Source organism: Klebsiella sp. P1927, from assembly GCF_018204675.1.
Taxonomy (GTDB): domain Bacteria; phylum Pseudomonadota; class Gammaproteobacteria; order Enterobacterales; family Enterobacteriaceae; genus Klebsiella; species Klebsiella pneumoniae.
Genome location: NZ_CP073379.1, coordinates 157,591 through 180,091, shown reverse-complemented (window position 1 = coordinate 180,091; position 22,501 = coordinate 157,591). Strand labels below are relative to the sequence as shown.

Below are 22,501 nucleotides of genomic sequence, written 5' to 3'. Positions count from 1 at the left end.
TTGTTGTGTTCAGCTATGAGTCGAACGAGAAGGTAAAAAGGACAATCGAAATGAGAATTATTTTTCTTACAGCGGTGAAATGTTTATCCAGTACCGCGTAATAGACTGAATTTTAACGGGAAGCGTTTGAGCGATAACGTTCAGGATCGCATCGGTATTTTTCAGCGGGAACGTCCCGCTCAGGCGCAGCCCGGCAACGGCGGGATCGCAGCGCAGCACGCCGTTGCGGTAACGGCTTAGCGTGGCTATCACCTCACCCAGCGGTTTATCGCTGAAGCTCAGGATGCCCTTCGTCCAGCTTGTACTCTCGTCATCCAGCGGTTTCACTGCGCCAAACTCAGAGGCGCTGAACTGCAGGCTTTCACCAGCGTTCACGATGCGTTTTTGCGCGGGGGCACTGGCGAGAAGCACTTCCACGGCGTGCTGCTGCACGTCAAGCTGCGTGAAATTATCCTGCTGGCGGACGGTAAATTCTGTCCCTAAAGCGGTGAGTTGGCCCTGACGGGTCAGGACGCGGAAGGAGCGTTGCTGCGCATCTTTCGCGGTAGTAATGGCGATTTCACCGTACCAGAGCCGGACGGTGCGCTGATGCGCATCAAAACGCACATCCGCCGCGCTTTGGGTATTCAGCGTGAGCAGGGAGCCATCTTCCAGTTGCTGACGGCTGACTGCGCCTTTGGGGGTGCGGTAATCTGCCCGCAGACCTTCGCCGGTTTCCGACTGCCAGAGTTGCCAGCCTCCGCCAGCGCCGAGCAACAGCAGTAATCCTTTCATCACGTGACGGCGGGTGAGGCGGGTATCGTGCAGCGCCCGGCTGGCAACGTCGCCAGGCACACCGCCAAGCTGGTTGCGCAGGTTTTCAACCTGCTGCCAGGCCCACTGGTTATCCTGATCCTGTTCATACCACTGTTGCCAGCGCGCTTCCTGTTGTGGGCTGACGCGCTCGCCGCTTAGCACGGCATACCAGTGGGAAGCTGAACGCAGCGCCTGACGGCGGGAATCGGTTAACGAAGGATTCATAACCCATGCTCCAGACGAAACAGCAGGCAGTGCTCGACGGCTTTCGCCACGTATTTTTTCACGGAGCTGACGGAAACACCGAGTTTGTGCGCAATCTCGCTGTATGTCAGGCCATCCAGTTGCGAAAGCAGAAACGCTTCACGTGTTTTTCCGTTTAGCCCGTCCAGCATGCTGTCGACGAGTTGTAGGGTCTCGAGCTGGCTTTCGCGTTCCTCAGGTGAAGGCGCTCCCCCCTCCGGCATAAGCGCCAGCATCTCCAGATACGCTTTTTCCAGCGCGTTTCGGCGAAACAGGTCCACCATCACGCGTTTGGCGATAGTGCACAGGAAAGAGCGAGGATCGCGGATCGTCGAGAGCGTTTCGCTGCTCATTACCCGCAAAAAAGTGTCCTGGGCAATGTCATCTGCATCAAAGGCAGACTGGAGTTTGCGCGTCAGCCAACTTTTCAACCAGCCGTGATGGGTGCCATAAAGCGACTCGAACGTTAAGGAAGCTGTGGTAGTGGCACGGTCAGACATGCGGAGTGCATCAAAAGTTAATTATCACGTAGCCATATTAATATGAGAATGGTTATCATTACAATTGGAAATAAAATTGTTTCCAATAAACATTTTTAACATGTTGTTTTTCTAAGTGTTATAAGGTAGGTATAAAATGGGATGGATCCTCTGCTTCTGGCATCTGTCGGTCAGAATGACATCATGATGTGGTCTGCTATTATTGACATCCTCCCCGCCCTTTAGGGCGGGGAGGATGTCAACTATGAGTGTTGCCTGAAATGTCGCCAGCCCCCGGTACAGCAGAAGTATCTCGGGCTTTCTGCGTTTGCTCCTGGTGGGTATGGCCCCCGCAAGCGGGGGTTATTGCTAACTGTCGTTTCAACAAAAAGTAACTTTTTTCACTTTGCCCCTCAGTACAAATTAGGGGCTTGCCGCGGATGTACCATGCCTGAATATCTTCGAGTGATGATTTGGTGCGGCTTTGTTGAATAAATCAGATTTCGGGTTCCACCTGACTGACCTGCTGCCAGAGCGGGGCGTGATGCTCCGGCACGGTCTGCCAGCCGGATGCAGCCGAACAGAGACGGTGCGATGCCATCTGCTGCTCATTACTGTAGATCCGCAGTTCATCATCCAGCGAAATCCGTATTGATACCGGCTGGCCACACAGGCTTTCCGGCACGCTGTAACGGTTTCCGCCAACCTCGATATAGCCATCCCAGGAGACATGACGGATATCGAAGTAGCTGGTATCGAAGTCCGTATCCGGCAACGGCTGCAGATGCTCCTGTTCCTGCGTGAAGCGCTGTTCCGGTGTCTGCCTGAACTGGCGAAGTTCCCGCCTGTCGGCAACGTCAGCCATCCACTGCTCCAGTAGCTGATTAACCTGGGCGAAGCTGTCGAACCGGCGGTACCGGACGAAGAAGTTCTCCTTGAGGTATTTCACCATCCGCTCCACCTTACCTTTGGTTCTGGCCCTTTATGCTGACTCATTATTTCTGGCCATAAAGGTTCTGGCAGTGCCATCTTTCGGGTCAACAAAGGTAATATCTTCAGGAGCACGACGAGGGCTGGCCAATGACAGAAATATTACGGGTTCTTCAAGAAGGGTTGGTAATGCATGGACAACATTACGCTCGAAAAAAAGCACGTGGCCGGGGGCAAATTCGGCTTCGTCACGAGGATCTTCCATCCAGAGCGTCCCCATGAATCCCTGAATAACCTGACGCCGGAGGATCACCTGCTGATGGCTGAAAAACCGGAACTCTCAAAAAGTGCGTGGAACTAAAACAGGTGTGCATTACTCCACCTCATGTTGAAGAGACCAGACTGCATCAGAAAATTGCACCATAACTGAGCAAGCCGCATCCCATTGGTGCAAAAGTGTCTCCAAAAATAAATAATCCATTGATTTAACTGTGCTTTAAAAATGGCATGAATTTTTCATGTCGGGTATATGCAAGCAGGGGCAACCCTTAAGCCTTGAATCCATTAAATATCGACAGGTAATGAAGCCTGATTGTCCTAATAAGGACAATCAGGCTTTTTTATTAATGCAGAGAGCAAACATACGTGCAAACTATTGATATTGGAATTTTGCTTTCCACAGAAGGTACCTACAGCCACCTGGCGAACAGCACACTGCTTGGTGCGCGCCATGCCTTAGAGGAAATCAATGCCGATCCTGCTTATCCTTTTCAGCTGCGGGCCCGACATATCAACCCTGCGGGTGAACTCGCAGCCTACAGTGAAGCGGTGAGCACCTTTATCGCTCACGGCATCCGCCATATCTTCGGAACCATTACCTCTGCCAGTCGGAAGGAGATTATCCCGGACCTGGAGCAGCATAACCTGCTGCTGTGGTATGGCTGTCCTTACGAGGGGTTCGAGAGCTGCGAGCAGGTCGTATATCTGGGCGGTTGTCCGAACCAGACTCTGCTGCCACTCCTGCGGCTGGCGCTGGATATGTTCGGAAATCGCTCCTGGCTGATCGGCTCTAACTACGTCTGGGGCTGGGAAAGCAATCGTATCGCCCGTGAGGTAGTGGAAGGTTCCGGCGGTACGGTGGTGGGCGAAAAATATCTGCACCTGAGAAACAGCAACGTGACCGAGTTGATTGAGGCGATTCTCAGCACAGAGGTAGATTTTGTACTCAATAACCTGGTAGGCGAAACCTCTTATGCGTTTCTGCGCGCACTGGACGAGGCCTGTCTTCGCGATCGGCGGACGTTAGCGGTGCTCAGCTGTAATTTTACCGAAGCCGAAGTCGCCGAAGTCGCGCCACTAAGGGCGGTACGTTTGCTTTCCTGCGGACCGTTTTTTGAGAGCGTCGATCTCGATTTTTGCGCGCGGCAGCACCTGCAACATGGCGCACAGCGCATCTCCCACTACTATATCGGCGGCTGGCGGGCAGTAAGGTTGTTTGCCAATAGCCTGCGCGAGGCCGGAAACAGCGAGCCGGGTGCGGTGCTGGCGGCACTGCATCGTCAGCACGACGTTGATTCTCCGGGCGCTCGCTCAGTAATGGCTCGAAACAACCACGCCTGTTTGCCCTGCTACATCGCTGAGTTGCAACAAACTTGCTTTCAGATACTGCATCGCGAACCGCTGCCGGTTATGCCCGATCCCTATCTCTCCGCGACCGAGCTACGTGAAAGCCGAACGGTTGCAGCCAGACCTGCTCTGAGGATTGTTAAATGAAAACGCTGCTGTCCCCGGATTTAGATGCTCAGCCGCTCCTGCTGGTAGACTGTGAAGCAAGGAGTCGCGAAGCGCTGGAAAAAAACCTGACGCGGATGGGTATCCGCTGGCATCACCTGACCGGAGATGAGGCTTTACCTCCTCTCACCCCCTGTGCAGTACTGGTGGAACTGGAGGCATTCGCCAGCCCGCTAACCCTGAGCCAGATCAATCTGGCGGGAATACCGGTGATCGCGCTGACCTCACATGAGGGACTTTACCAGGTACAGCGCGCGCTGGAGTTAGGGGCAACAGCGCTCCTTACCAAGCCTATTACACAGCGAGCCATCTATACCACCCTGATGATGGCAGTGGGGCTGCGTCAGCAGTTGCATGACATTCAACAGCAACAGATGCTACTGCGCCAGCGTCTGGCAGCAATGCCGCAGATTACCCAAGCTCTGGCGGCCCAGATGCAAGCGGAAAGTATTGATGAACAACAGGCATGGGTTCGCCTGCGCTCGGAATCAATGTGTACGAACCAGTCGGTGGCACAGGTGGCGCAGAAGTGGCTGCTACGAATGTCGTCCGGCAAGCGGGGAGCACAATGAATAGAGTCGGATATTTTCTGCGCCGGCCAGCCCTGCTGCTCTCGCTGCTGTTTATTCTCCTGGTGGTGATGAGCGCGCTGTTTGCCCCCTGGCTCACCCCCTTCGATCCCGATGAACAGTTTGTCGAGGGACTGAGCCTGGAAGGCGCACCGCTTTCTCCCAACAGCACTTACTGGCTGGGAACCGATCTGCTGGGACGCGATCTCTTCTCGCGTTTAATTTACGGAGCTCGTACTTCGTTACTCATCGGTGTTGTCGCCAACGGCACTGCAGTACTGATCGGCGTCCTGGTAGGGCTTAGCGCAGGTTATCTGCAGGGGCGTATCGGAGGGCTGCTGATGCGCTTTACCGATCTGATGATGGCGTTTCCCGCACTGCTGCTGGCGATTGCCCTGGCGGCGATTTTCCAGCCAAGTGTCTGGATCGTGTCCCTGGTGATCGCCATGGTGAACTGGGTGCAGATCGCCAGGGTTATCTACGCCGAAACTAGCGCGCTTAGCGCCCGCGACTTTATCGCCGTGGAACGCACCCTGGGGGCCGGAACGTTGCGTATTCTCGGCGTGCATTTAATTCCACATCTGGCGCCAACGGTGCTGGTCTGGGCCACACTAGGCATCTCCACCACAGTCCTGCTGGAAGCTACTCTATCGTTCCTCGGGGTGGGGGTACAGCCGCCAACGCCGAGTTGGGGCAACATCATCTTTGAAAGCCAGAGCTATTTTACTTCGGCTCCCTGGCTGGTGTTCTTTCCCGGCGCGGCGATTGTGCTGCTGTCGCTCTCTTTCAATATCGCTGGTGACGCCCTGCGCGACGCCCTCGATCCCGGCTTAAAAGGACGAAACTAATGCTATTTCTGGGAAAACGTCTGTTGCATGCCGGGCTGATCCTGCTTGGCGTTACGTTGATCTGCTATTTGCTGCTGTTTATGTTGCCCGCCGATCCAGCGCGCCAAATCGCCGGGCGCAGTGCCACGCCGGAAGTAGTCGAAAACATCCGCCATCAGTTGGGGTTGGATCTTCCGTTTTATCAGCAATATTGGCGTTATCTGCAGGGGCTGCTGCACGGCGATCTGGGACGCTCGTTTATTCAGCGCAGCGAAGTGAGTGAACTGGTTTCCGCCCGTATCGGGCCGTCACTGCAGCTGATGGCGGCGGGTATTCTCTGCGAGTTGGTACTGGGGATCGCACTCGGCACCCTGGCGGCGTTAAAACGCGGCGGGCTGGCGGACCGGCTTCTGATGGCGCTCTCCTTTATCGGTGTTTCGGCGCCGCAGTTCATCGCCGCGATGCTTTTTCTCTATCTTTTCGCCGTGGTACTCAACTGGTTCCCGATGGGAGGCTATGGCGGCTTCAGCCATCTGGCGCTACCGGCGCTAACCCTCGGCCTGCTCGGCAGCGGCTGGTATTCACGCATGTTGCGCTCGTCGATGATTGAGGTGCTGCATCAGGATTTTATCCGTACCGCGCGGGCCAAAGGGCTGGGCCGAACCCGCGTACTGCTGCGTCACGTGCTGCCGAATGCCGTGCTGCCGCTAATTCCGATGATAGGCATTGATATCGGCATTTTTATGGGCGGACTGGTGGTAGTCGAATCGGTCTTTGGCTGGCCGGGTATCGGTCAGCTGGCCTGGCAGGCGATTCAACAGGTGGATATCCCGGTGATTGTCGGGGTAACCACCGTGTCAGCGGTTGCCATTGTTGGCGGCAACCTTATTGCGGATCTGGTGCTGCCGTGGGTCGATCCGCGCATTGATGTCAAAAAGTAGCAGGGGAAGATGATGAAAAATGCGTTATTGACAATGGCGGTGGCCGCGGCCTGTTTCTCTTATGGCGCGCAGGCTGACGAGAAGACCGGCGGCGATATCGTGGTGACCTACCAGAACGACGTGGCGACCCTCGATCCGGCCATTGGCTATGACTGGCAAAACTGGTCGATGATCAAAAGCCTGTTCGACGGCCTGATGGACTATCGTCCCGGCACCACCGAGTTGGTGAACGACCTGGCGGAGAGCTACGCCATTTCCGAGGACGGCAAGGTCTACACCTTTGTGCTACGCAAAGGGGTGAAATTCCACAACGGCCGCGAGGTCACGGCGGCGGACGTGAAATATTCTCTGGAACGCACAGTCAACCCGAAAACCCAAAGTCCGGGCGCCGGGTTCTTCAGTCCCATCGCGGGCTATGACGAGGAGGCTAGCGGTAAAAGCACGACCCTGAGCGGTATCGAGGTCGTCGACGATCATACGGTAAAAATCACTCTGAAAGAGCCCAACGCCACCTTCCTGCATGTGCTGGCGCTGAACTTTGCCTCGGTGGTTCCCCGTGAGGAGGTGGAGAAATGGGGTGCCGACTTCGGCAAGCATCCGGTCGGCAGCGGCGCGTTTGAGCTCCAGGAGTGGAAGCTGGGCCAGGAGCTGATCTTCCGCAAAAACCCGAACTACTTTAAAGCCGGCGTGCCGCGGCTGGATCACATAAAGTTCGAAATGGGACAGGATCCCTCGGTCGCTCTGCTGCGGCTGGAAAAAGGCGAAGTGGATATTGCCGGCGACGGCGTACCGCCCGCACAGTTTCTGTCGTTTAAAAACAACCCGGCCTATAAGGGCCTGATGGTCACCGGCGACCAGTTGCAGACCGGCTACGTGACGATGAAAACCACGCTGCCGCCTTTCGATAATCTCAAAGTCCGCCAGGCGGTGAACATGGCGGTCAACAAAGATCGCATCGTGCGCATCATTAATGGACGCGCGGCGCCGGCCAACCAGCCACTGCCACCCGCCATGCCCGGTTATGACAAGGCATATCAGGGTTTCAGCTACGACCCGGCAAAAGCGAAGCAACTGCTCAGCGAAGCGGGTTTCCCCAACGGTTTTGCTACCGAACTGTACGTGATGAATACCGATCCGCAGCCGCGTATCGCTCAGTCTATCCAGCAGGATCTGGCCAAAGTGGGCATCCACGCCAGCATCAAATCCCTGGCGCAGGCGAATGTGATTGCGGCGGGCGGCTCCGCCAGCCAAGCGCCGATGGTCTGGTCCGGCGGCATGGCGTGGATCGCCGATTTCCCGGATCCCTCCAACTTCTATGGCCCGATCCTCGGCTGCGCCGGGGCGGTAGAGGGCGGCTGGAACTGGGCGCGCTACTGCAACAAAGCGCTGGACGCGCAGGCGGCCGCGGCGGACAGCATGGTGAAACCCGACCAGCAGGACGCGCGCATTGAAGCCTGGCGCAAAATCTTCATCACTGCAATGGATGACGCGCCCTGGGTGCCGGTATTCAACGAGAAGCGCTACACCGTACATTCCGCACGCATGGGGGGCGAGGACGCGCTGTATGTCGATCCAGTGCATGTACCAGTCAACTACGACTATATCGGACTGAAATAATTTGATGGCGCCGGGACGGCGCCGCTGCTTAAAGGAGAGTCAGGATGTGCCAAAATTGTCTGGTGAAGACCATTCATCATGCTCAACATCATTTCGGCTGGGATAACAGCCTGAGCCCGGTCCTGCACGTAGCTTCCGGCAGCCAACTGGAGTTTCACTGCCTGGATGCGGCTAACGGCTGGTTCAACGCCGGTTCTACCGCAGCGGATATCCCAACGCTGCCGTTTGATAAGCTCAACCCGGTCAGTGGCCCGGTCTATGTGGAAGGCGCTCAGCCGGGCGATGCGCTAAAGGTGACGCTGGAATCCTTTCGTCCCAGCGGCTTTGGCTGGACTGCGAATATCCCGGGCTTCGGCCTGCTGGCCGATCAGTTTTCTGATCCGGCGCTGACGCTGTGGCAATATGACCGCCAGGGCTTAACCCCCTGCGCCTTTGGCCGATATGGCCGCGTACCGCTGAAACCCTTCGCCGGTACCCTCGGCGTCGCTCCCGCTGCCGCGGGCCATCATTCGGTGGTGCCGCCGCGCCGCGTGGGCGGCAATCTGGATATTCGCGATCTGGCCGCTGGCTGCACATTATGGCTACCGGTGGAAGTAGAAGGCGCGTTGTTTTCTATTGGTGACACCCACGCCGCGCAGGGCGATGGTGAAGTCTGCGGCACGGCGATTGAAAGCGCGATGGACGTGGTGGTGAAGCTGGAAGTGGTTAAAGATATGCCGCTGAAAACGCCGCGTTTCGCCACCCCTGGCCCAGTGACCCAACATCTGGATCGGCACGGCTACAGCGCCTTCACCGGCATTGGCCCTGACCTGATGACCGCCGCCCGCGACGCGGTAAGCTATACCATCGATGCGCTGTGCCGCGAACAAGGGATGTCGGCGGAAGAGGCCTATATGCTCTGCTCCGTGTGCGGCGATCTGCGCATCAGCGAAATCGTCGATCGGCCTAACTGGGTGGTGTCGTTCTATTTTCCCAACAGCGTGTTTAATTAGGAGCGTTATGTCAGCAGTCCTATTTCCGGCGCCGCTGCTCTCGGTCGAGCGCCTGTCGATCCAGTTTGGTACACAGCGGGTGGTGGATGACGTCAGCTTTGCGCTCTGGCCGGGAAAAACTCTGTGCATTGCCGGCGAGTCGGGCAGCGGTAAATCGCTGACTTCGCTGGCGATCATGGGTTTGCTTCCGGAGGAGGCACAGATTCCAGGCGGCGCGATTATTTTTGATAACCAGGATTTGCTCAGCCTGCCGGAGCGGCAAATGCAGTTGCTGCGCGGCAAGTCGGTTGCCATGATTTTTCAGGAACCGATGACCTCGCTCAATCCGCTGATGACGGTGGGCCAGCAGCTGGAAGAGACGCTGCAACGCCACGAAGTGCTGGGCCGCCGTGAACGGCGCAGCCGGGTCAGCACGATGCTGGACGCGGTCAAAATCAGTCATGTGGAGAAGCGCCTGCAACAGTATCCGCACGAGCTTTCCGGCGGTATGCGCCAGCGGGTGATGATCGCCATGGCAATGCTGTGCCAGCCACAGGTGCTGATTGCCGATGAGCCGACCACGGCCCTCGACGTCACTATTCAGGCGCAGATCCTCGAGTTGATGCGCGAACTGCAGCAGGCGTTTTCCACCAGCCTGCTGTTGATCACCCACGATATGGGAGTGGTGGCAGAAATGGCCGATGATGTGCTGGTCATGAGTCACGGCAAAATCATGGAGCAGGCTCCGGCAAAAACGCTGTTTACCTCGCCGCAGGCGGCTTATACCCGCCAGCTGTTGCAGGCGGTACCGGTGCTGGGCCAGGCGCCCGCGCTGGCGCCGGTCGAGGCGACGCGACCGTTGCTCAGCGTCCGCGACCTCAGCGTGCGCTTTCCGGTGCGCGGCGACGGCCTGCGCGTGCGTCGCGAAGTCCATGCCGTCGATGGCGTCAGCTTCGATCTTTTCCCCGGCGAGACGTTGGGCATCGTCGGTGAAAGCGGCTGCGGTAAATCGACGACGGCAAAAGCTCTGATGAATATGGTGCCATTTAGCGGCAGCGCGCAGCTTAACGGACAGGAGCTGCACGGCCTGAAGGACGAGGCGTTAAGAGCGGTACGCCGCGATTTGCAGATGGTGTTTCAGGATCCCTGGGCGGCGCTCAATCCGCGCAAAACTATTTTCGACCTGGTTGGGGAGCCGCTGCTGATTCATGAGCAGATGCCCGCAGTACAGCGCACGGAGCGGGTGGCGCAGCTATTGCAGCAGGTCGGCCTGCCAGCGGAAGCGATGCGGCGTTATCCGCACCAGTTTTCCGGCGGCCAGCGCCAGCGCATTTGCATTGCCCGCGCGCTGGCGCTGAACCCGAAAGTGATCATCGCCGATGAATCGGTTTCCGCGCTGGATGTTTCAGTACAGGCGCAGGTGCTGACGCTGCTGGAAGATTTGCGTCAGCGCTATCGGCTCAGCTATCTGTTTATTTCCCATGATATGGCGGTGGTGGAGCGCATCTGCCACCGGGTAGCGGTGATGTTTGGCGGCCAGCTCGTGGAGATCGGCCCACGAGATCGAGTGTTGCACCATCCGCAGCATCCTTATACTCAGCACTTGCTCAGCGCCGTTCCTATACCTGACGTTCAGCAAAGACGGCAACCCCGAGCCACCAGCGCAATGCCGATAAGACCAGAACCGATCAAACCCATCGGCTATCAGAGAGTACCGCAGCGCTTTACCGATTTTGGCGACGGGCACCTCGTCGCCTGCTGAACAAAAAAGCATTCAAACCGGCGGATTTCCGCCGGTGGCGACACTGTTGCTACACAACCCGACGAGAGGCCATTAAACTGGAAAAGTTAGCACCTAGATTCTACGTCAGTACTTCAAAAAGCATAATCAAAGCCTTGATAAATATGCATTCCTTCGAAATTCAGCTTTCACCCATTGGGTGAAAGAAAAGTGCTCAAAAATATGTTAAATTATCAGCTTTTATGACTCGATATATGGTAAAATAATAGTAAGAAAAGTAGTAAAAAGGGGTTCTAATTATGATTAATAAAATTGATTTCAAAGCTAAGAATCTAACATCAAATGCAGGTCTTTTTCTGCTCCTTGAGAATGCAAAAAGCAATGGGATTTTTGATTTTATTGAAAATGACCTCGTATTTGATAATGACTCAACAAATAAAATCAAGATGAATCATATAAAGACCATGCTCTGCGGTCACTTCATTGGCATTGATAAGTTAGAACGTCTAAAGCTACTTCAAAATGATCCCCTCGTCAACGAGTTTGATATTTCCGTAAAAGAACCTGAAACAGTGTCACGGTTTCTAGGAAACTTCAACTTCAAGACAACCCAAATGTTTAGAGACATTAATTTTAAAGTCTTTAAAAAACTGCTCACTAAAAGTAAATTGACATCCATTACGATTGATATTGATAGTAGTGTAATTAACGTAGAAGGTCATCAAGAAGGTGCGTCAAAAGGATATAATCCTAAGAAACTGGGAAACCGATGCTACAATATCCAATTTGCATTTTGCGACGAATTAAAAGCATATGTTACCGGATTTGTAAGAAGTGGCAATACTTACACTGCAAACGGTGCTGCGGAAATGATCAAAGAAATTGTTGCTAACATCAAATCAGACGATTTAGAAATTTTATTTCGAATGGATAGTGGCTACTTTGATGAAAAAATTATCGAAACGATAGAATCTCTTGGATGCAAATATTTAATTAAAGCCAAAAGTTATTCTACACTCACCTCACAAGCAACGAATTCATCAATTGTATTCGTTAAAGGAGAAGAAGGTAGAGAAACTACAGAACTGTATACAAAATTAGTTAAATGGGAAAAAGACAGAAGATTTGTCGTATCTCGCGTACTGAAACCAGAAAAAGAAAGAGCACAATTATCACTTTTAGAAGGTTCCGAATACGACTACTTTTTCTTTGTAACAAATACTACCTTGCTTTCTGAAAAAGTAGTTATATACTATGAAAAGCGTGGTAATGCTGAAAACTATATCAAAGAAGCCAAATACGACATGGCGGTGGGTCATCTCTTGCTAAAGTCATTTTGGGCGAATGAAGCCGTGTTTCAAATGATGATGCTTTCATATAACCTATTTTTGTTGTTCAAGTTTGATTCCTTGGACTCTTCAGAATACAGACAGCAAATAAAGACCTTTCGTTTGAAGTATGTATTTCTTGCAGCAAAAATAATCAAAACCGCAAGATATGTAATCATGAAGTTGTCGGAAAACTATCCGTACAAGGGAGTGTATGAAAAATGTCTGGTATAATAAGAATATCATCAATAAAATTGAGTGTTGCTCTGTGGATAACTTGCAGAGTTTATTAAGTATCATTGCAGCAAAGATGAAATCAATGATTTATCAAAAATGATTGAAAGGTGGTTGTAAATAATGTTACAATGTGTGAGAAGCAGTCTAAATTCTTCGTGAAATAGTGATTTTTGAAGCTAATAAAAAACACACGTGGAATTTAGGGAATACTGATGTAACACGGATTGACCGTATTGGGAGTTTGAGATGGTGACAAAGAGAGTGCAACGGATGATGTTCGCGGCGGCGGCGTGCATTCCGCTGCTGCTGGGCAGCGCGCCGCTTTATGCGCAGACGAGTGCGGTGCAGCAAAAGCTGGCGGCGCTGGAGAAAAGCAGCGGAGGGCGGCTGGGCGTCGCGCTCATCGATACCGCAGATAATACGCAGGTGCTTTATCGCGGTGATGAACGCTTTCCAATGTGCAGTACCAGTAAAGTTATGGCGGCCGCGGCGGTGCTTAAGCAGAGTGAAACGCAAAAGCAGCTGCTTAATCAGCCTGTCGAGATCAAGCCTGCCGATCTGGTTAACTACAATCCGATTGCCGAAAAACACGTCAACGGCACAATGACGCTGGCAGAACTGAGCGCGGCCGCGTTGCAGTACAGCGACAATACCGCCATGAACAAATTGATTGCCCAGCTCGGTGGCCCGGGAGGCGTGACGGCTTTTGCCCGCGCGATCGGCGATGAGACGTTTCGTCTGGATCGCACTGAACCTACGCTGAATACCGCCATTCCCGGCGACCCGAGAGACACCACCACGCCGCGGGCGATGGCGCAGACGTTGCGTCAGCTTACGCTGGGTCATGCGCTGGGCGAAACCCAGCGGGCGCAGTTGGTGACGTGGCTCAAAGGCAATACGACCGGCGCAGCCAGCATTCGGGCCGGCTTACCGACGTCGTGGACTGTGGGTGATAAGACCGGCAGCGGCGACTACGGCACCACCAATGATATTGCGGTGATCTGGCCGCAGGGTCGTGCGCCGCTGGTTCTGGTGACCTATTTTACCCAGCCGCAACAGAACGCAGAGAGCCGCCGCGATGTGCTGGCTTCAGCGGCGAGAATCATCGCCGAAGGGCTGTAACTGGTTTTGTTGAATAAATCGAACTTTTGCTGAGTTGAAGGATCAGATCACGTATCTTCCCGACAACGCAGACCGTTCCGTGGCAAAGCAAAAGTTCAAAATCACCAACTGGCCCACCTACAATAAAGCCCTCATCAACCGTGGCTCCATAACTTTCTGGCTGGATGATGAAGCTATTCAGGCCTGGTATGAGTCAGCAACACCTTCTTCACGAGGCAGACCTCAGCGCTATTCTGACCTTGCCATCACGACTGTGCTGGTCATTAAACGCGTATTCAGGCTGACCCTGCGCGCTGCGCAGGGCTTTATTGATTCCATTTTTTCTCTGATGAACGTTCCGCTACGCTGCCCGGATTACAGCTGTGTCAGCAGGCGGGCAAAGTCGGTTAATATCAGTTTCAAAACGCCCACCCGGGGTGAAATCGCACACCTGGTAATTGATTCCACCGGGCTGAAGGTCTTCGGTGAAGGCGAGTGGAAAGTCAAAAAGCATGGCCAGGAACGCCGTCGTATATGGCGTAAGCTGCATCTGGCAGTTGACAGTAAAACACATGAAATCATCTGCGCTGACCTGTCGCTGAACAACGTTACGGACTCAGAGGCCTTCCCCGGGTTAATCCGGCAAACCCACCGGAAAATCAGGTCAGCCGCCGCCGATGGAGCTTACGATACCCGGCTCTGTCACGATGAACTGCGGCGTAAGAAAATCAGCGCGCTTATCCCGCCCCGAAAAGGTGCGGGTTACTGGCCCGGTGAATATGCAGACCGTAACCGTGCAGTGGCTAATCAGCGAATGACCGGGAGTAATGCGCGGTGGAAATGGACAACAGATTACAACCGTCGCTCGATAGCGGAAACGGCGATGTACCGGGTAAAACAGCTGTTCGGGGGTTCACTGACGCTGCGTGACTACGATGGTCAGGTTGCGGAGGCTATGGCCCTGGTACGAGCGCTGAACAAAATGACGAAAGCAGGTATGCCTGAAAGCGTGCGTATTGCCTGAAAACACAACCCGCTACGGGGGAGACTTACCCGAAATCTGATTTATTCAACAAAGCCACGCGCTGGACACACCACGATGACAGCGGTTTTATCCCTTACGCCATCACCACCGGCCTTGATTACGAGGCGATGACCGAACAGCGCAAAGGCTATGAGAACTTTGTTTATCAGAACGGCGTTTACGATCTCGGCACCAAAGGTGATATGCGACGTAACGAACGTAACCTGATGTGGAACCTCGATCCCTACATTCAAACGCACTGGCAGCTCACCTCAGCCCTGGGGCTGGACGCCGGGGCGCGCTATAGCTCGGTATGGTTTGATTCCAACGATCGTTATGTTGTAGGTAAAAATGGTGATGATAGCGGCGAAGCGAGCTATCACAAGTGGCTTCCGGCGGCAGCGCTGAAGTATGCCATGACGCCGCAGTGGAACGTTTACCTCTCTGCCGGGAGGGGATTTGAAACGCCGACCATTAACGAGCTGTCCTATCGTCCCGATGGTCAGTCCGGGCTTAACTTTGCTCTGCAACCGGCCACTAACACCACCGTTGAAGCAGGCAGTAAATGGCAGGTGGGCACCGGGATGGCGAGCCTGAGCGTCTTCAATACGGACACGAAAAATGAAATTGTCGTTGCCGCCAGCGACAATGGCCGTACGTCCTATCAGAACGCGGGCAAGACGCGCCGCCGCGGGGTCGAACTGGGATGGGATCAGCAATTTGCGCCCGCCTGGCGCGCCAAACTGGCGTGGACGCTGCTGGATGCGACCTACCGTGAAAACGCCGGCGATGCTATTCAGAGCGGCAATCGGATCCCGGGGATTGCACGTAATAGCGCCTATGCCTCCTTTGGCTGGGTGCCGGAAGAGGGATGGTACGCTGGCGCTGAAGTCCGCTATATGAGCGATATTCAGGTCAACGATGCCAATAGCGAGCAGGCTCCAGCCTATACGGTGACGGCACTGAATACCGGCTATAAATATGTGCTAGATAACTGGACCGTCGACCTCTATACGCGCGTTGATAACCTGTTTGATAAGCGCTACGTCGGCTCTGTTATCGTCAACGAGAGCAACGGACGCTATTATGAACCGGCGCCGGGCCGTAACTATGGCGTTGGGCTATCGGTCAGCTATCAGTTTGATTCGCTGTAACAATACGGCTGCCGGAGAGTGCTATTGAGGTGAGGCTCCGGCAGCGGGTAAAGGCGTTGATTCCTGGATAATAAATATCACAAGGATATTGGTTAACTATTTATTTTTAAATAATTTCTTGAGATCTGACGTTGGACGTCGTAGTCTCTTGCCATGTAAACGAAAAAACCACCTTGCAGGGTGGTTTTTCGAAGGTTCAGTAAACCGGCAAGTTTCTGAACCGTGGTAACAGTCTTGTGCGAGACGTCACCAAATCTGTCCTTTTAGTGTAGCCTCAGTCTGGCCACCACTTCAAGAACTCTCGATACATCTCTCGCACATCCTGTTTACCAGTGGCCGCTGCCAGTGGCGTTAAGTCGTGTCTTTCCGGGTTGGACTCAAGACGATAGTTACCGGAAAAGGCGCAGCGGTCGGGCTGAACGGGGGGTTCTTGCATACAGCCCAGCTTGGAGCGAACTGTCTAAACGGAACGGGGCGTGGTGATTTAGGTAAAGCTTCCACCACTACACGGATGCCGCAGGACGGGAACAGGAGAGCGCAAGAGGGGGGCCGCTTGGAATTCGGAAATTATCCTACGTTAAGCTTTTCAAGCTTAACGGGTGATTTCGTTCAATTGAGTGGAAACCCCTGACCGTAAGGGATGTACGGAACTATCAGACTGTCCGTTTCTGGTTTTGCCTACTTTCGTACAGATCGGTGGCATGGTGTACGTAATCGCTCGGTTTCGGACGCAGAAATGGCATAGCACCGCCACTTGGGCAGTTTGCTAACAGTTGATGGTTAAAAAACAGCCTTAGCGTAGGATATTTTCCCTTTCCCAAGCGGACCCCTGCAACAGTGCCGTAAGCTGCACCTCAAACCCCCGGATCAGGCTCTCCAGGCCATGCAGAAAGGCCTGCTCACCATCATCACTGTCCATAATCTGCAGCGCTTCCCGCAATAGCGGCGGCAGGTTTTCGTCCGGTGCTGCAGGGCGGTCGGTCAGGGCGGCAGTATGCTCCTGCTGCTCCAGTACGGCACCAAGGGTAAAAGGCACTGTTGCAAATAGTCGGTGGTGATAAACTTATCATCCCCTTTTGCTGATGGAGCTGCACATGAACCCATTCAAAGGCCGGCATTTTCAGCGTGACATCATTCTGTGGGCCGTACGCTGGTACTGCAAATACGGCATCAGTTACCGTGAGCTGCAGGAGATGCTGGCTGAACGCGGAGTGAATGTCGATCACTCCACGATTTACCGCTGGGTTCAGCGTTATGCGCCTGAAATGGAAAAACGGCTGCGCTGGTACTGGCGTAACCCTTCCGATCTTTGCCCGTGGCACATGGATGAAACCTACGTGAAGGTCAATGGCCGCTGGGCGTATCTGTACCGGGCCGTCGACAGCCGGGGCCGCACTGTCGATTTTTATCTCTCCTCCCGTCGTAACAGCAAAGCTGCATACCGGTTTCTGGGTAAAATCCTCAACAACGTGAAGAAGTGGCAGATCCCGCGATTCATCAACACGGATAAAGCGCCCGCCTATGGTCGCGCGCTTGCTCTGCTCAAACGCGAAGGCCGGTGCCCGTCTGACGTTGAACACCGACAGATTAAGTACCGGAACAACGTGATTGAATGCGATCATGGCAAACTGAAACGGATAATCGGCGCCACGCTGGGATTTAAATCCATGAAGACGGCTTACGCCACCATCAAAGGTATTGAGGTGATGCGTGCACTACGCAAAGGCCAGGCCTCAGCATTTTATTATGGTGATCCCCTGGGCGAAATGCGCCTGGTAAGCAGAGTTTTTGAAATGTAAGGCCTTTGAATAAGACAAAAGGCTGCCTCATCGCTAACTTTGCAACAGTGCCTTTCGCCCTCATCCGGTTCATGACGGTCGGGCAGGGAGGCAATCTGAATATGGCGATACTGGCCGGCATATTCGGTAATAAGATGGCTTAAATTGCCGTCCACCTTCTGCGCGTGAAACAGATCTAACTGCACCGCCAGGTTCGGCCTGTCGACCCGTTTCACCATCGCCAGCGTCTGATATTGACTGTGGTAGAGATAGCCCGGTTTGGTCTGCGGATTCAGCGCTTCGATGAGTATCCGCTTGTCGTGGCGGGCAAAGCACTCCGCCGCGTAGCGCAGATTATCGATAAGCACGGCCTCGCAGGCTGCGCGATCCGCTCCCGGCGGCACCACGCCGGCCATGATATGCACCTGCGGGCAACCGAGCTGGCAGGCATACTCCAGCGCCAGCTCAATATCGCGTCGGGCCTCCGCGCTTCTCCCGGGGATGGCGGCGAGCCCCCATTCTCCGGCGTTGACGTCGCCGGGTGGGGTATTGAACAGCACCAGCTGCAGCTGGTTCTCCTGCAGGCGCTGTCTGATTTCCCCGGCGGCATACTCATAGGGAAACAGAAACTCAACGGCTTCAAATCCCGCCCGGGCAGCGGCGGCAAAGCGTTCCAGGAACGGCAGTTCGGTAAACAGCATGGATAAATTTGCAGCGAATTTTGGCATGGTTTTATCTCAGTTCTTTTACTTCGTCAGCGGTCAGGTAGCGGATCTCGCGGTTGCCGAGGGTAAATATCAGCCGTGCGGTCTCTTCCAGTTCCTCGGTATTGTTGGTGGCTTCGCGCAGCGATGAGCCAGTAACCACCGGTCCGTGGTTGGCCAGTAAAAAGGCGTTATAGCGGGGCGCCAGCCCGGCCAGCGCCTGGGCAATACGGTCATCGCCCGGCCGGTAGTAGGGAACCACCGGGACGTCGCCGACGCGCATCACCACATAGGGGGTAAAGGGGCGGATACAGTTGTGCGGATCGAGCCCCTGCAGGCAGGAGAGCGCGGTCAGATAGTGGCTGTGCAAGTGGACGATCGCCTTGCAGGCCGGGTTGTGCAAATAGACTGCCCGGTGAAAAGTGACCTCTTTCGACGGTTTGTCGCCGGAGATCCATTCTCCTTGCAGCGTCACCACCGACAACCGCTGAGCCTGCAGTTCGCCGAGGCAGGCGCCGGTCGGCGTCGCCAGCAGGTTGCCGTCCGGCAGCAGCAGCGACAGATTGCCAGCGGAGCCGGTGGCATAGCCGCGGCTAAATAACGAGGCGCCAATCTGCACCATTTCCTCTCGCAGTTGTTGCTCAGTCATGACGAAACTCCTGCTGGGCACGGGCAAAGAACTGGATATCGCCGAAGTTACCTGACTTCAGCGCCAGGGAGAGCGGCTGGCGGGTGTCACGCACCCAGGGCACGCCAGGGGAGATGGTCGGCCCAATATGGAACGCCTCAACCCCCAGGGTCTGCGCCACAATGCTCGACGTTTCCCCTCCGGCCACAATAAAGCGGGTAAATCCTTTCGCCTTCAGGGCGGCGGCAAGAGCGGCAAACAGCTGTTCCACCCGTTCGCTGCTGGCCTTGTCGCCATACTGCGCCTGGATCCGCTGCAGCGTTTGCGGCTCGGTGGTGGCATAGATCATCGGCGCCAGCGGCGCATCGCGCTGCGCGTCCACCCAGTCAGTCAGCGTCCTGACGTAGCTCTCCAGATCGGTAAAGCAGGCGCTTAAGTCGACGGCGCGGGCGGGGGCCTGTTGACGATAGGCCGCCACCTGGCTGTTGGTCATCACCGAGCAGGAGCCCGAGAGCACCACCGCCGGGCCGACCAGCGGCATGCCGGCCTGAGCGCTTTCACCCCGGGCGCCATGGCGCTGCGCCAAGTCGCGGGCGAGGCCGATGGCGAGGCCGGAACCGCCGGAGACCAGCTTCATCTCCCGCAGCGCCACGCCCTGGGTGAGCAGATCCTGTTCGCTGAGGGCGTCGAGCACCACATAGCGCACCGCCGGATCGTTGACTGCCGCCAGCGCGGCGGCGACCGCCTCCGGCCCCCGGGCGACAATCGGCCAGGCAATCAGCGCGGCTTTTCCGCGCCCCTGGCGCTCAATTAAGCGGCCCAGGTGCGCATCCTCCATCGGCGTCACCGGATGGTGGCGCATCCCGGACTCATTCAGCAGTTGCTCGCCGACGAACAGATATCCCTGATAGACCGTGCGGCCGTTAACCGGCAGCGCCGGGGAAATCACCGTCCGCGTCTCACCCAGCTCGGCCAGCAGGGCATCCAGCACCGGGCCAATGTTGCCCTGCGCGGTGCTGTCGAAAGTGGAACAGTACTTGAAATAAAACTGCTGACAGCCCTGGGCCTGCAGCCAGCGCAGGGCCGCCAGCGACTGGCTGACGGCCATTTCCGCCGGGCAGGAGCGAGTTTTCAGGCTGATGACCACCGCCTCGCTGGTCAGCGGAAGATCGCGGGTCGGCACGCCATTCAGTTGCACCGTCGGCATGCCGTTGCGCACGAGGAAGCTGGCAATATCCGTGGCGCCGGTGAAGTCATCGGCAATGACACCAAGCTGCATGTTGTCTCTCCTCACTGTTTATGGCCCGGCAGGGTGATGCCGTTGAAAATCTTGATCACCGCGCTGTCATCTTCCCGACCGAATCCGGCATTACTGGCGGAGGTGAACATATTCAGCGCGGTGGTAGCGAGCGGCAGCGGGAAGGTCAGCGCCCGGGCAGTGTCATTCACCAGCCCGAGATCTTTGACAAAAATATCGACAGCGGATTTTGGCGAGTAATCGCCATCCAGGACGTGCTGCATGCGATTCTCAAACATCCATGAATTACCCGCCGCGTGGGTGACCACGTCATACATCGTTTCGAGTGGGATCCCGGCGCGGGCGGCAAGCGCCATCGCTTCGGCGGCAACGGCGATGTGCACCCCGGCCAGCAGCTGATGGATAATTTTTACCGTCGAGCCAAGACCAATGTCGCTCCCTATGCGGTAGACTTTGCCGGCCACGGCGTCCAGCACCGGCGCGAGGCGGGCAAAGGCGGCATCGCTCCCGGAGGCCATCACCGTCATGTCGCCGGCGGCCGCTTTCACGGCGCCGCCCGATACCGGCGCGTCGAGCATCAATAGCTGGTACTCCGCCAGCGCCTCGGCAATGGCCTGAGCATCGGCGGAAGCGATGGTGGACGACACCATCACGACGGTGCCCGGCTTCAGATGGGCGGCGAGGCCGCTCTCGCCGAACAGGATCCCCCGCACCTGGGCGGCATTGACCACCAGCAGCACAACTGCATCCAGTTCCGCGGCGAACGGCACCGCGCTGGGGCCCGCGCCATTGGCGCCCGCCGCCAGCAGTGCGCGACAGTTGTCGGGATTGATGTCAACGCCCCAGGTGTTCAGGCCCGCCTGCAGGCAGGCGCGGGCGGCGCCCATGCCCATTGAACCCAGTCCAATCACGCAGACGTTAGTGTGTGCAGCCATGCTGGTCTCCTTGTGAACATTAGTTAATTAATGTGATTTAATGATAGAATAAAGCGTTATCATGTGAATTTATGTGAGAGTTATCACGAATAACCCACATGAATATAAAAAATTCACAGGCGGAAAGAGGCTGCACAACGGCGATTCTTGCCCTAAAATAGCCTAAAAACAGCGGCAAAGCGCGATAACAACACCGGGTGTCGCCAGGGCCGTAGCCTGGGTGGTGACGCCTGGTGTGAAAAAATGGTAAGGGGAGAGCGGTGATTCCAATAGAACGACATCAGCGTATTTTAGCCCTGGTGGAGCAGCGTGGGGCGGTAAGCATTAACGAGCTGACGGAGATCCTCGGCGTGTCCCATATGACCATCCGTCGGGACGTCAGTAAACTGGAGGAGCAGGGGCTGCTGGTCAGCGTCTCGGGCGGCGTGCGCGCCGTCAGCCGGCTGGCTGCGGAACCCAGTCATCTGGTGAAAAGCACGCTGCAGAGTGAGGAGAAACAGGCGATCGGCGCGCTGGCGGCGAGTCATATCGCTAAAAACGGCACTGTTGCAAATAGTCGGTGGTGATAAACTTATCATCCCCTTTTGCTGATGGAGCTGCACATGAACCCATTCAAAGGCCGGCATTTTCAGCGTGACATCATTCTGTGGGCCGTACGCTGGTACTGCAAATACGGCATCAGTTACCGTGAGCTGCAGGAGATGCTGGCTGAACGCGGAGTGAATGTCGATCACTCCACGATTTACCGCTGGGTTCAGCGTTATGCGCCTGAAATGGAAAAACGGCTGCGCTGGTACTGGCGTAACCCTTCCGATCTTTGCCCGTGGCACATGGATGAAACCTACGTGAAGGTCAATGGCCGCTGGGCGTATCTGTACCGGGCCGTCGACAGCCGGGGCCGCACTGTCGATTTTTATCTCTCCTCCCGTCGTAACAGCAAAGCTGCATACCGGTTTCTGGGTAAAATCCTCAACAACGTGAAGAAGTGGCAGATCCCACGATTCATCAACACGGATAAAGCGCCCGCCTATGGTCGCGCGCTTGCTCTGCTCAAACGCGAAGGCCGGTGCCCGTCTGACGTTGAACACCGACAGATTAAGTACCGGAACAACGTGATTGAATGCGATCATGGCAAACTGAAACGGATAATCAACGCCACGCTGGGATTTAAATCCATGAAGACGGCTTACGCCACCATCAAAGGTATTGAGGTGATGCGTGCACTACGCAAAGGCCAGGCCTCAGCATTTTATTATGGTGATCCCCTGGGCGAAATGCGCCTGGTAAGCAGAGTTTTTGAAATGTAAGGCCTTTGAATAAGACAAAAGGCTGCCTCATCGCTAACTTTGCAACAGTGCCAGGGAAATTAGCTTTGATATAACATGCCGGGTATACAGTATCCAGATACTGCTGTGCGGCTTCTTTGAAATTACTTTCGGAGGGTTTCTTT

Annotated in this window: 17 protein-coding genes and 6 pseudogenes; 15 read left to right on the top strand and 8 right to left on the bottom strand. The window is 55.3% G+C overall.

All coding sequences use genetic code 11. From position 1 onward, the window contains the following. Positions 1-66 precede the first annotated feature (66 nt). The 3 genes and pseudogenes from fecR to KB892_RS29715 form a co-directional block, all read right to left on the bottom strand. A complete protein-coding gene (gene fecR / locus KB892_RS29725) occupies positions 67-1,020 on the bottom strand; it encodes a ferric citrate uptake sigma factor regulator FecR (RefSeq protein ID WP_004197067.1) in 954 nt (317 codons plus the stop codon). Further along, positions 1,017-1,538 (bottom strand): RNA polymerase sigma factor FecI, encoded by a 522-nt coding sequence (gene fecI / locus KB892_RS29720; RefSeq protein WP_004197062.1) that lies wholly within the window; start codon positions 1,536-1,538, stop codon positions 1,017-1,019. Before fecI ends, fecR begins: the two co-directional genes overlap by 4 nt. A 475-nt stretch (positions 1,539-2,013) precedes the next feature. Next, a pseudogene (locus KB892_RS29715) lies at positions 2,014-2,499 on the bottom strand (Mu transposase domain-containing protein); the annotation flags it as partial. Positions 2,500-2,706: 207 nt separating this feature from the next. Between KB892_RS29715 and KB892_RS31305 the strand changes: the two are divergent. The 12 genes and pseudogenes from KB892_RS31305 to KB892_RS29655 all read left to right on the top strand — a co-directional run. Further along, positions 2,707-2,808 (top strand): annotated as a pseudogene (locus KB892_RS31305) (integrase); the annotation flags it as partial. Between the two features lie 284 nt (positions 2,809-3,092). Further along, positions 3,093-4,220: a transporter substrate-binding protein gene (locus tag KB892_RS29705; RefSeq protein ID WP_004118840.1), complete on the top strand. Its 1,128-nt coding sequence runs from the start codon at positions 3,093-3,095 to the stop codon at positions 4,218-4,220. Then, positions 4,217-4,810: an ANTAR domain-containing response regulator gene (locus KB892_RS29700; RefSeq protein ID WP_004118229.1), complete on the top strand. Its 594-nt coding sequence runs from the start codon at positions 4,217-4,219 to the stop codon at positions 4,808-4,810. Before KB892_RS29705 ends, KB892_RS29700 begins: the two co-directional genes overlap by 4 nt. After that, entirely contained in the window at positions 4,807-5,655 is an 849-nt protein-coding gene (locus tag KB892_RS29695; RefSeq protein WP_004118228.1) for an ABC transporter permease, read from the top strand. Before KB892_RS29700 ends, KB892_RS29695 begins: the two co-directional genes overlap by 4 nt. Continuing rightward, on the top strand, positions 5,655-6,575 hold the full coding sequence (locus tag KB892_RS29690) for an ABC transporter permease (protein ID WP_004118227.1): 921 nt from the start codon (positions 5,655-5,657) through the stop codon (positions 6,573-6,575). The genes KB892_RS29695 and KB892_RS29690 overlap by 1 nt, the downstream gene beginning before the upstream one ends. A gap of 12 nt (positions 6,576-6,587) precedes the next feature. Further along, a complete protein-coding gene (locus tag KB892_RS29685; RefSeq protein WP_004152278.1) occupies positions 6,588-8,192 on the top strand; it encodes an ABC transporter substrate-binding protein in 1,605 nt (534 codons plus the stop codon). 44 nt (positions 8,193-8,236) lie between these two features. Next, positions 8,237-9,184 (top strand): acetamidase/formamidase family protein, encoded by a 948-nt coding sequence (locus KB892_RS29680; RefSeq protein ID WP_004118225.1) that lies wholly within the window; start codon positions 8,237-8,239, stop codon positions 9,182-9,184. Between the two features lie 7 nt (positions 9,185-9,191). Further along, complete coding sequence (locus KB892_RS29675; protein WP_004118832.1) at positions 9,192-10,925, top strand: ABC transporter ATP-binding protein; 1,734 nt, start codon at positions 9,192-9,194, stop codon at positions 10,923-10,925. 278 nt (positions 10,926-11,203) lie between these two features. After that, on the top strand, positions 11,204-12,466 hold the full coding sequence (locus KB892_RS29670; protein WP_000608644.1) for an IS1380-like element ISEcp1 family transposase: 1,263 nt from the start codon (positions 11,204-11,206) through the stop codon (positions 12,464-12,466). A gap of 249 nt (positions 12,467-12,715) precedes the next feature. Continuing rightward, entirely contained in the window at positions 12,716-13,591 is an 876-nt protein-coding gene (locus KB892_RS29665; protein WP_001617865.1) for an extended-spectrum class A beta-lactamase CTX-M-14, read from the top strand. A 34-nt stretch (positions 13,592-13,625) separates the two neighbouring features. Further along, entirely contained in the window at positions 13,626-14,594 is a 969-nt protein-coding gene (locus tag KB892_RS29660; RefSeq protein WP_013362812.1) for an IS5-like element IS903B family transposase, read from the top strand. Positions 14,595-14,650: 56 nt separating this feature from the next. After that, a pseudogene (locus KB892_RS29655) lies at positions 14,651-15,748 on the top strand (TonB-dependent receptor domain-containing protein); the annotation flags it as partial. Between the two features lie 793 nt (positions 15,749-16,541). Here the strand turns inward: KB892_RS29655 and KB892_RS29650 are convergent. Continuing rightward, positions 16,542-16,784: pseudogene (locus KB892_RS29650) on the bottom strand (TetR/AcrR family transcriptional regulator C-terminal domain-containing protein); the annotation flags it as partial. A gap of 58 nt (positions 16,785-16,842) precedes the next feature. Here KB892_RS29650 and KB892_RS29645 point away from each other — a divergent pair. Continuing rightward, positions 16,843-17,547: an IS6-like element IS26 family transposase gene (locus KB892_RS29645; protein WP_001067855.1), complete on the top strand. Its 705-nt coding sequence runs from the start codon at positions 16,843-16,845 to the stop codon at positions 17,545-17,547. Between the two features lie 53 nt (positions 17,548-17,600). Here the strand turns inward: KB892_RS29645 and KB892_RS29640 are convergent. The 4 genes and pseudogenes from KB892_RS29640 to ltnD all read right to left on the bottom strand — a co-directional run. Then, positions 17,601-18,254, bottom strand: a pseudogene (locus KB892_RS29640) (TIM barrel protein); the annotation flags it as partial. Between the two features lie 4 nt (positions 18,255-18,258). After that, a complete protein-coding gene (locus KB892_RS29635) occupies positions 18,259-18,879 on the bottom strand; it encodes a 3-oxo-tetronate 4-phosphate decarboxylase (protein ID WP_002210516.1) in 621 nt (206 codons plus the stop codon). Beyond that, on the bottom strand, positions 18,872-20,137 hold the full coding sequence (otnK, locus tag KB892_RS29630) for a 3-oxo-tetronate kinase (RefSeq protein WP_002210515.1): 1,266 nt from the start codon (positions 20,135-20,137) through the stop codon (positions 18,872-18,874). Before otnK ends, KB892_RS29635 begins: the two co-directional genes overlap by 8 nt. Before the next feature lie 11 nt (positions 20,138-20,148). Continuing rightward, a complete protein-coding gene (gene ltnD, locus KB892_RS29625) occupies positions 20,149-21,051 on the bottom strand; it encodes an L-threonate dehydrogenase (RefSeq protein ID WP_002210514.1) in 903 nt (300 codons plus the stop codon). A 260-nt stretch (positions 21,052-21,311) separates the two neighbouring features. Here ltnD and KB892_RS29620 point away from each other — a divergent pair. After that, positions 21,312-21,599: pseudogene (locus KB892_RS29620) on the top strand (DeoR family transcriptional regulator); the annotation flags it as partial. Between the two features lie 54 nt (positions 21,600-21,653). Beyond that, positions 21,654-22,358 carry an IS6-like element IS26 family transposase gene (locus tag KB892_RS29615; protein WP_001067858.1) on the top strand — a complete coding sequence of 235 codons (705 nt, stop codon included), beginning with the start codon at positions 21,654-21,656 and terminating at the stop codon, positions 22,356-22,358. Positions 22,359-22,501: the final 143 nt, after the last annotated feature.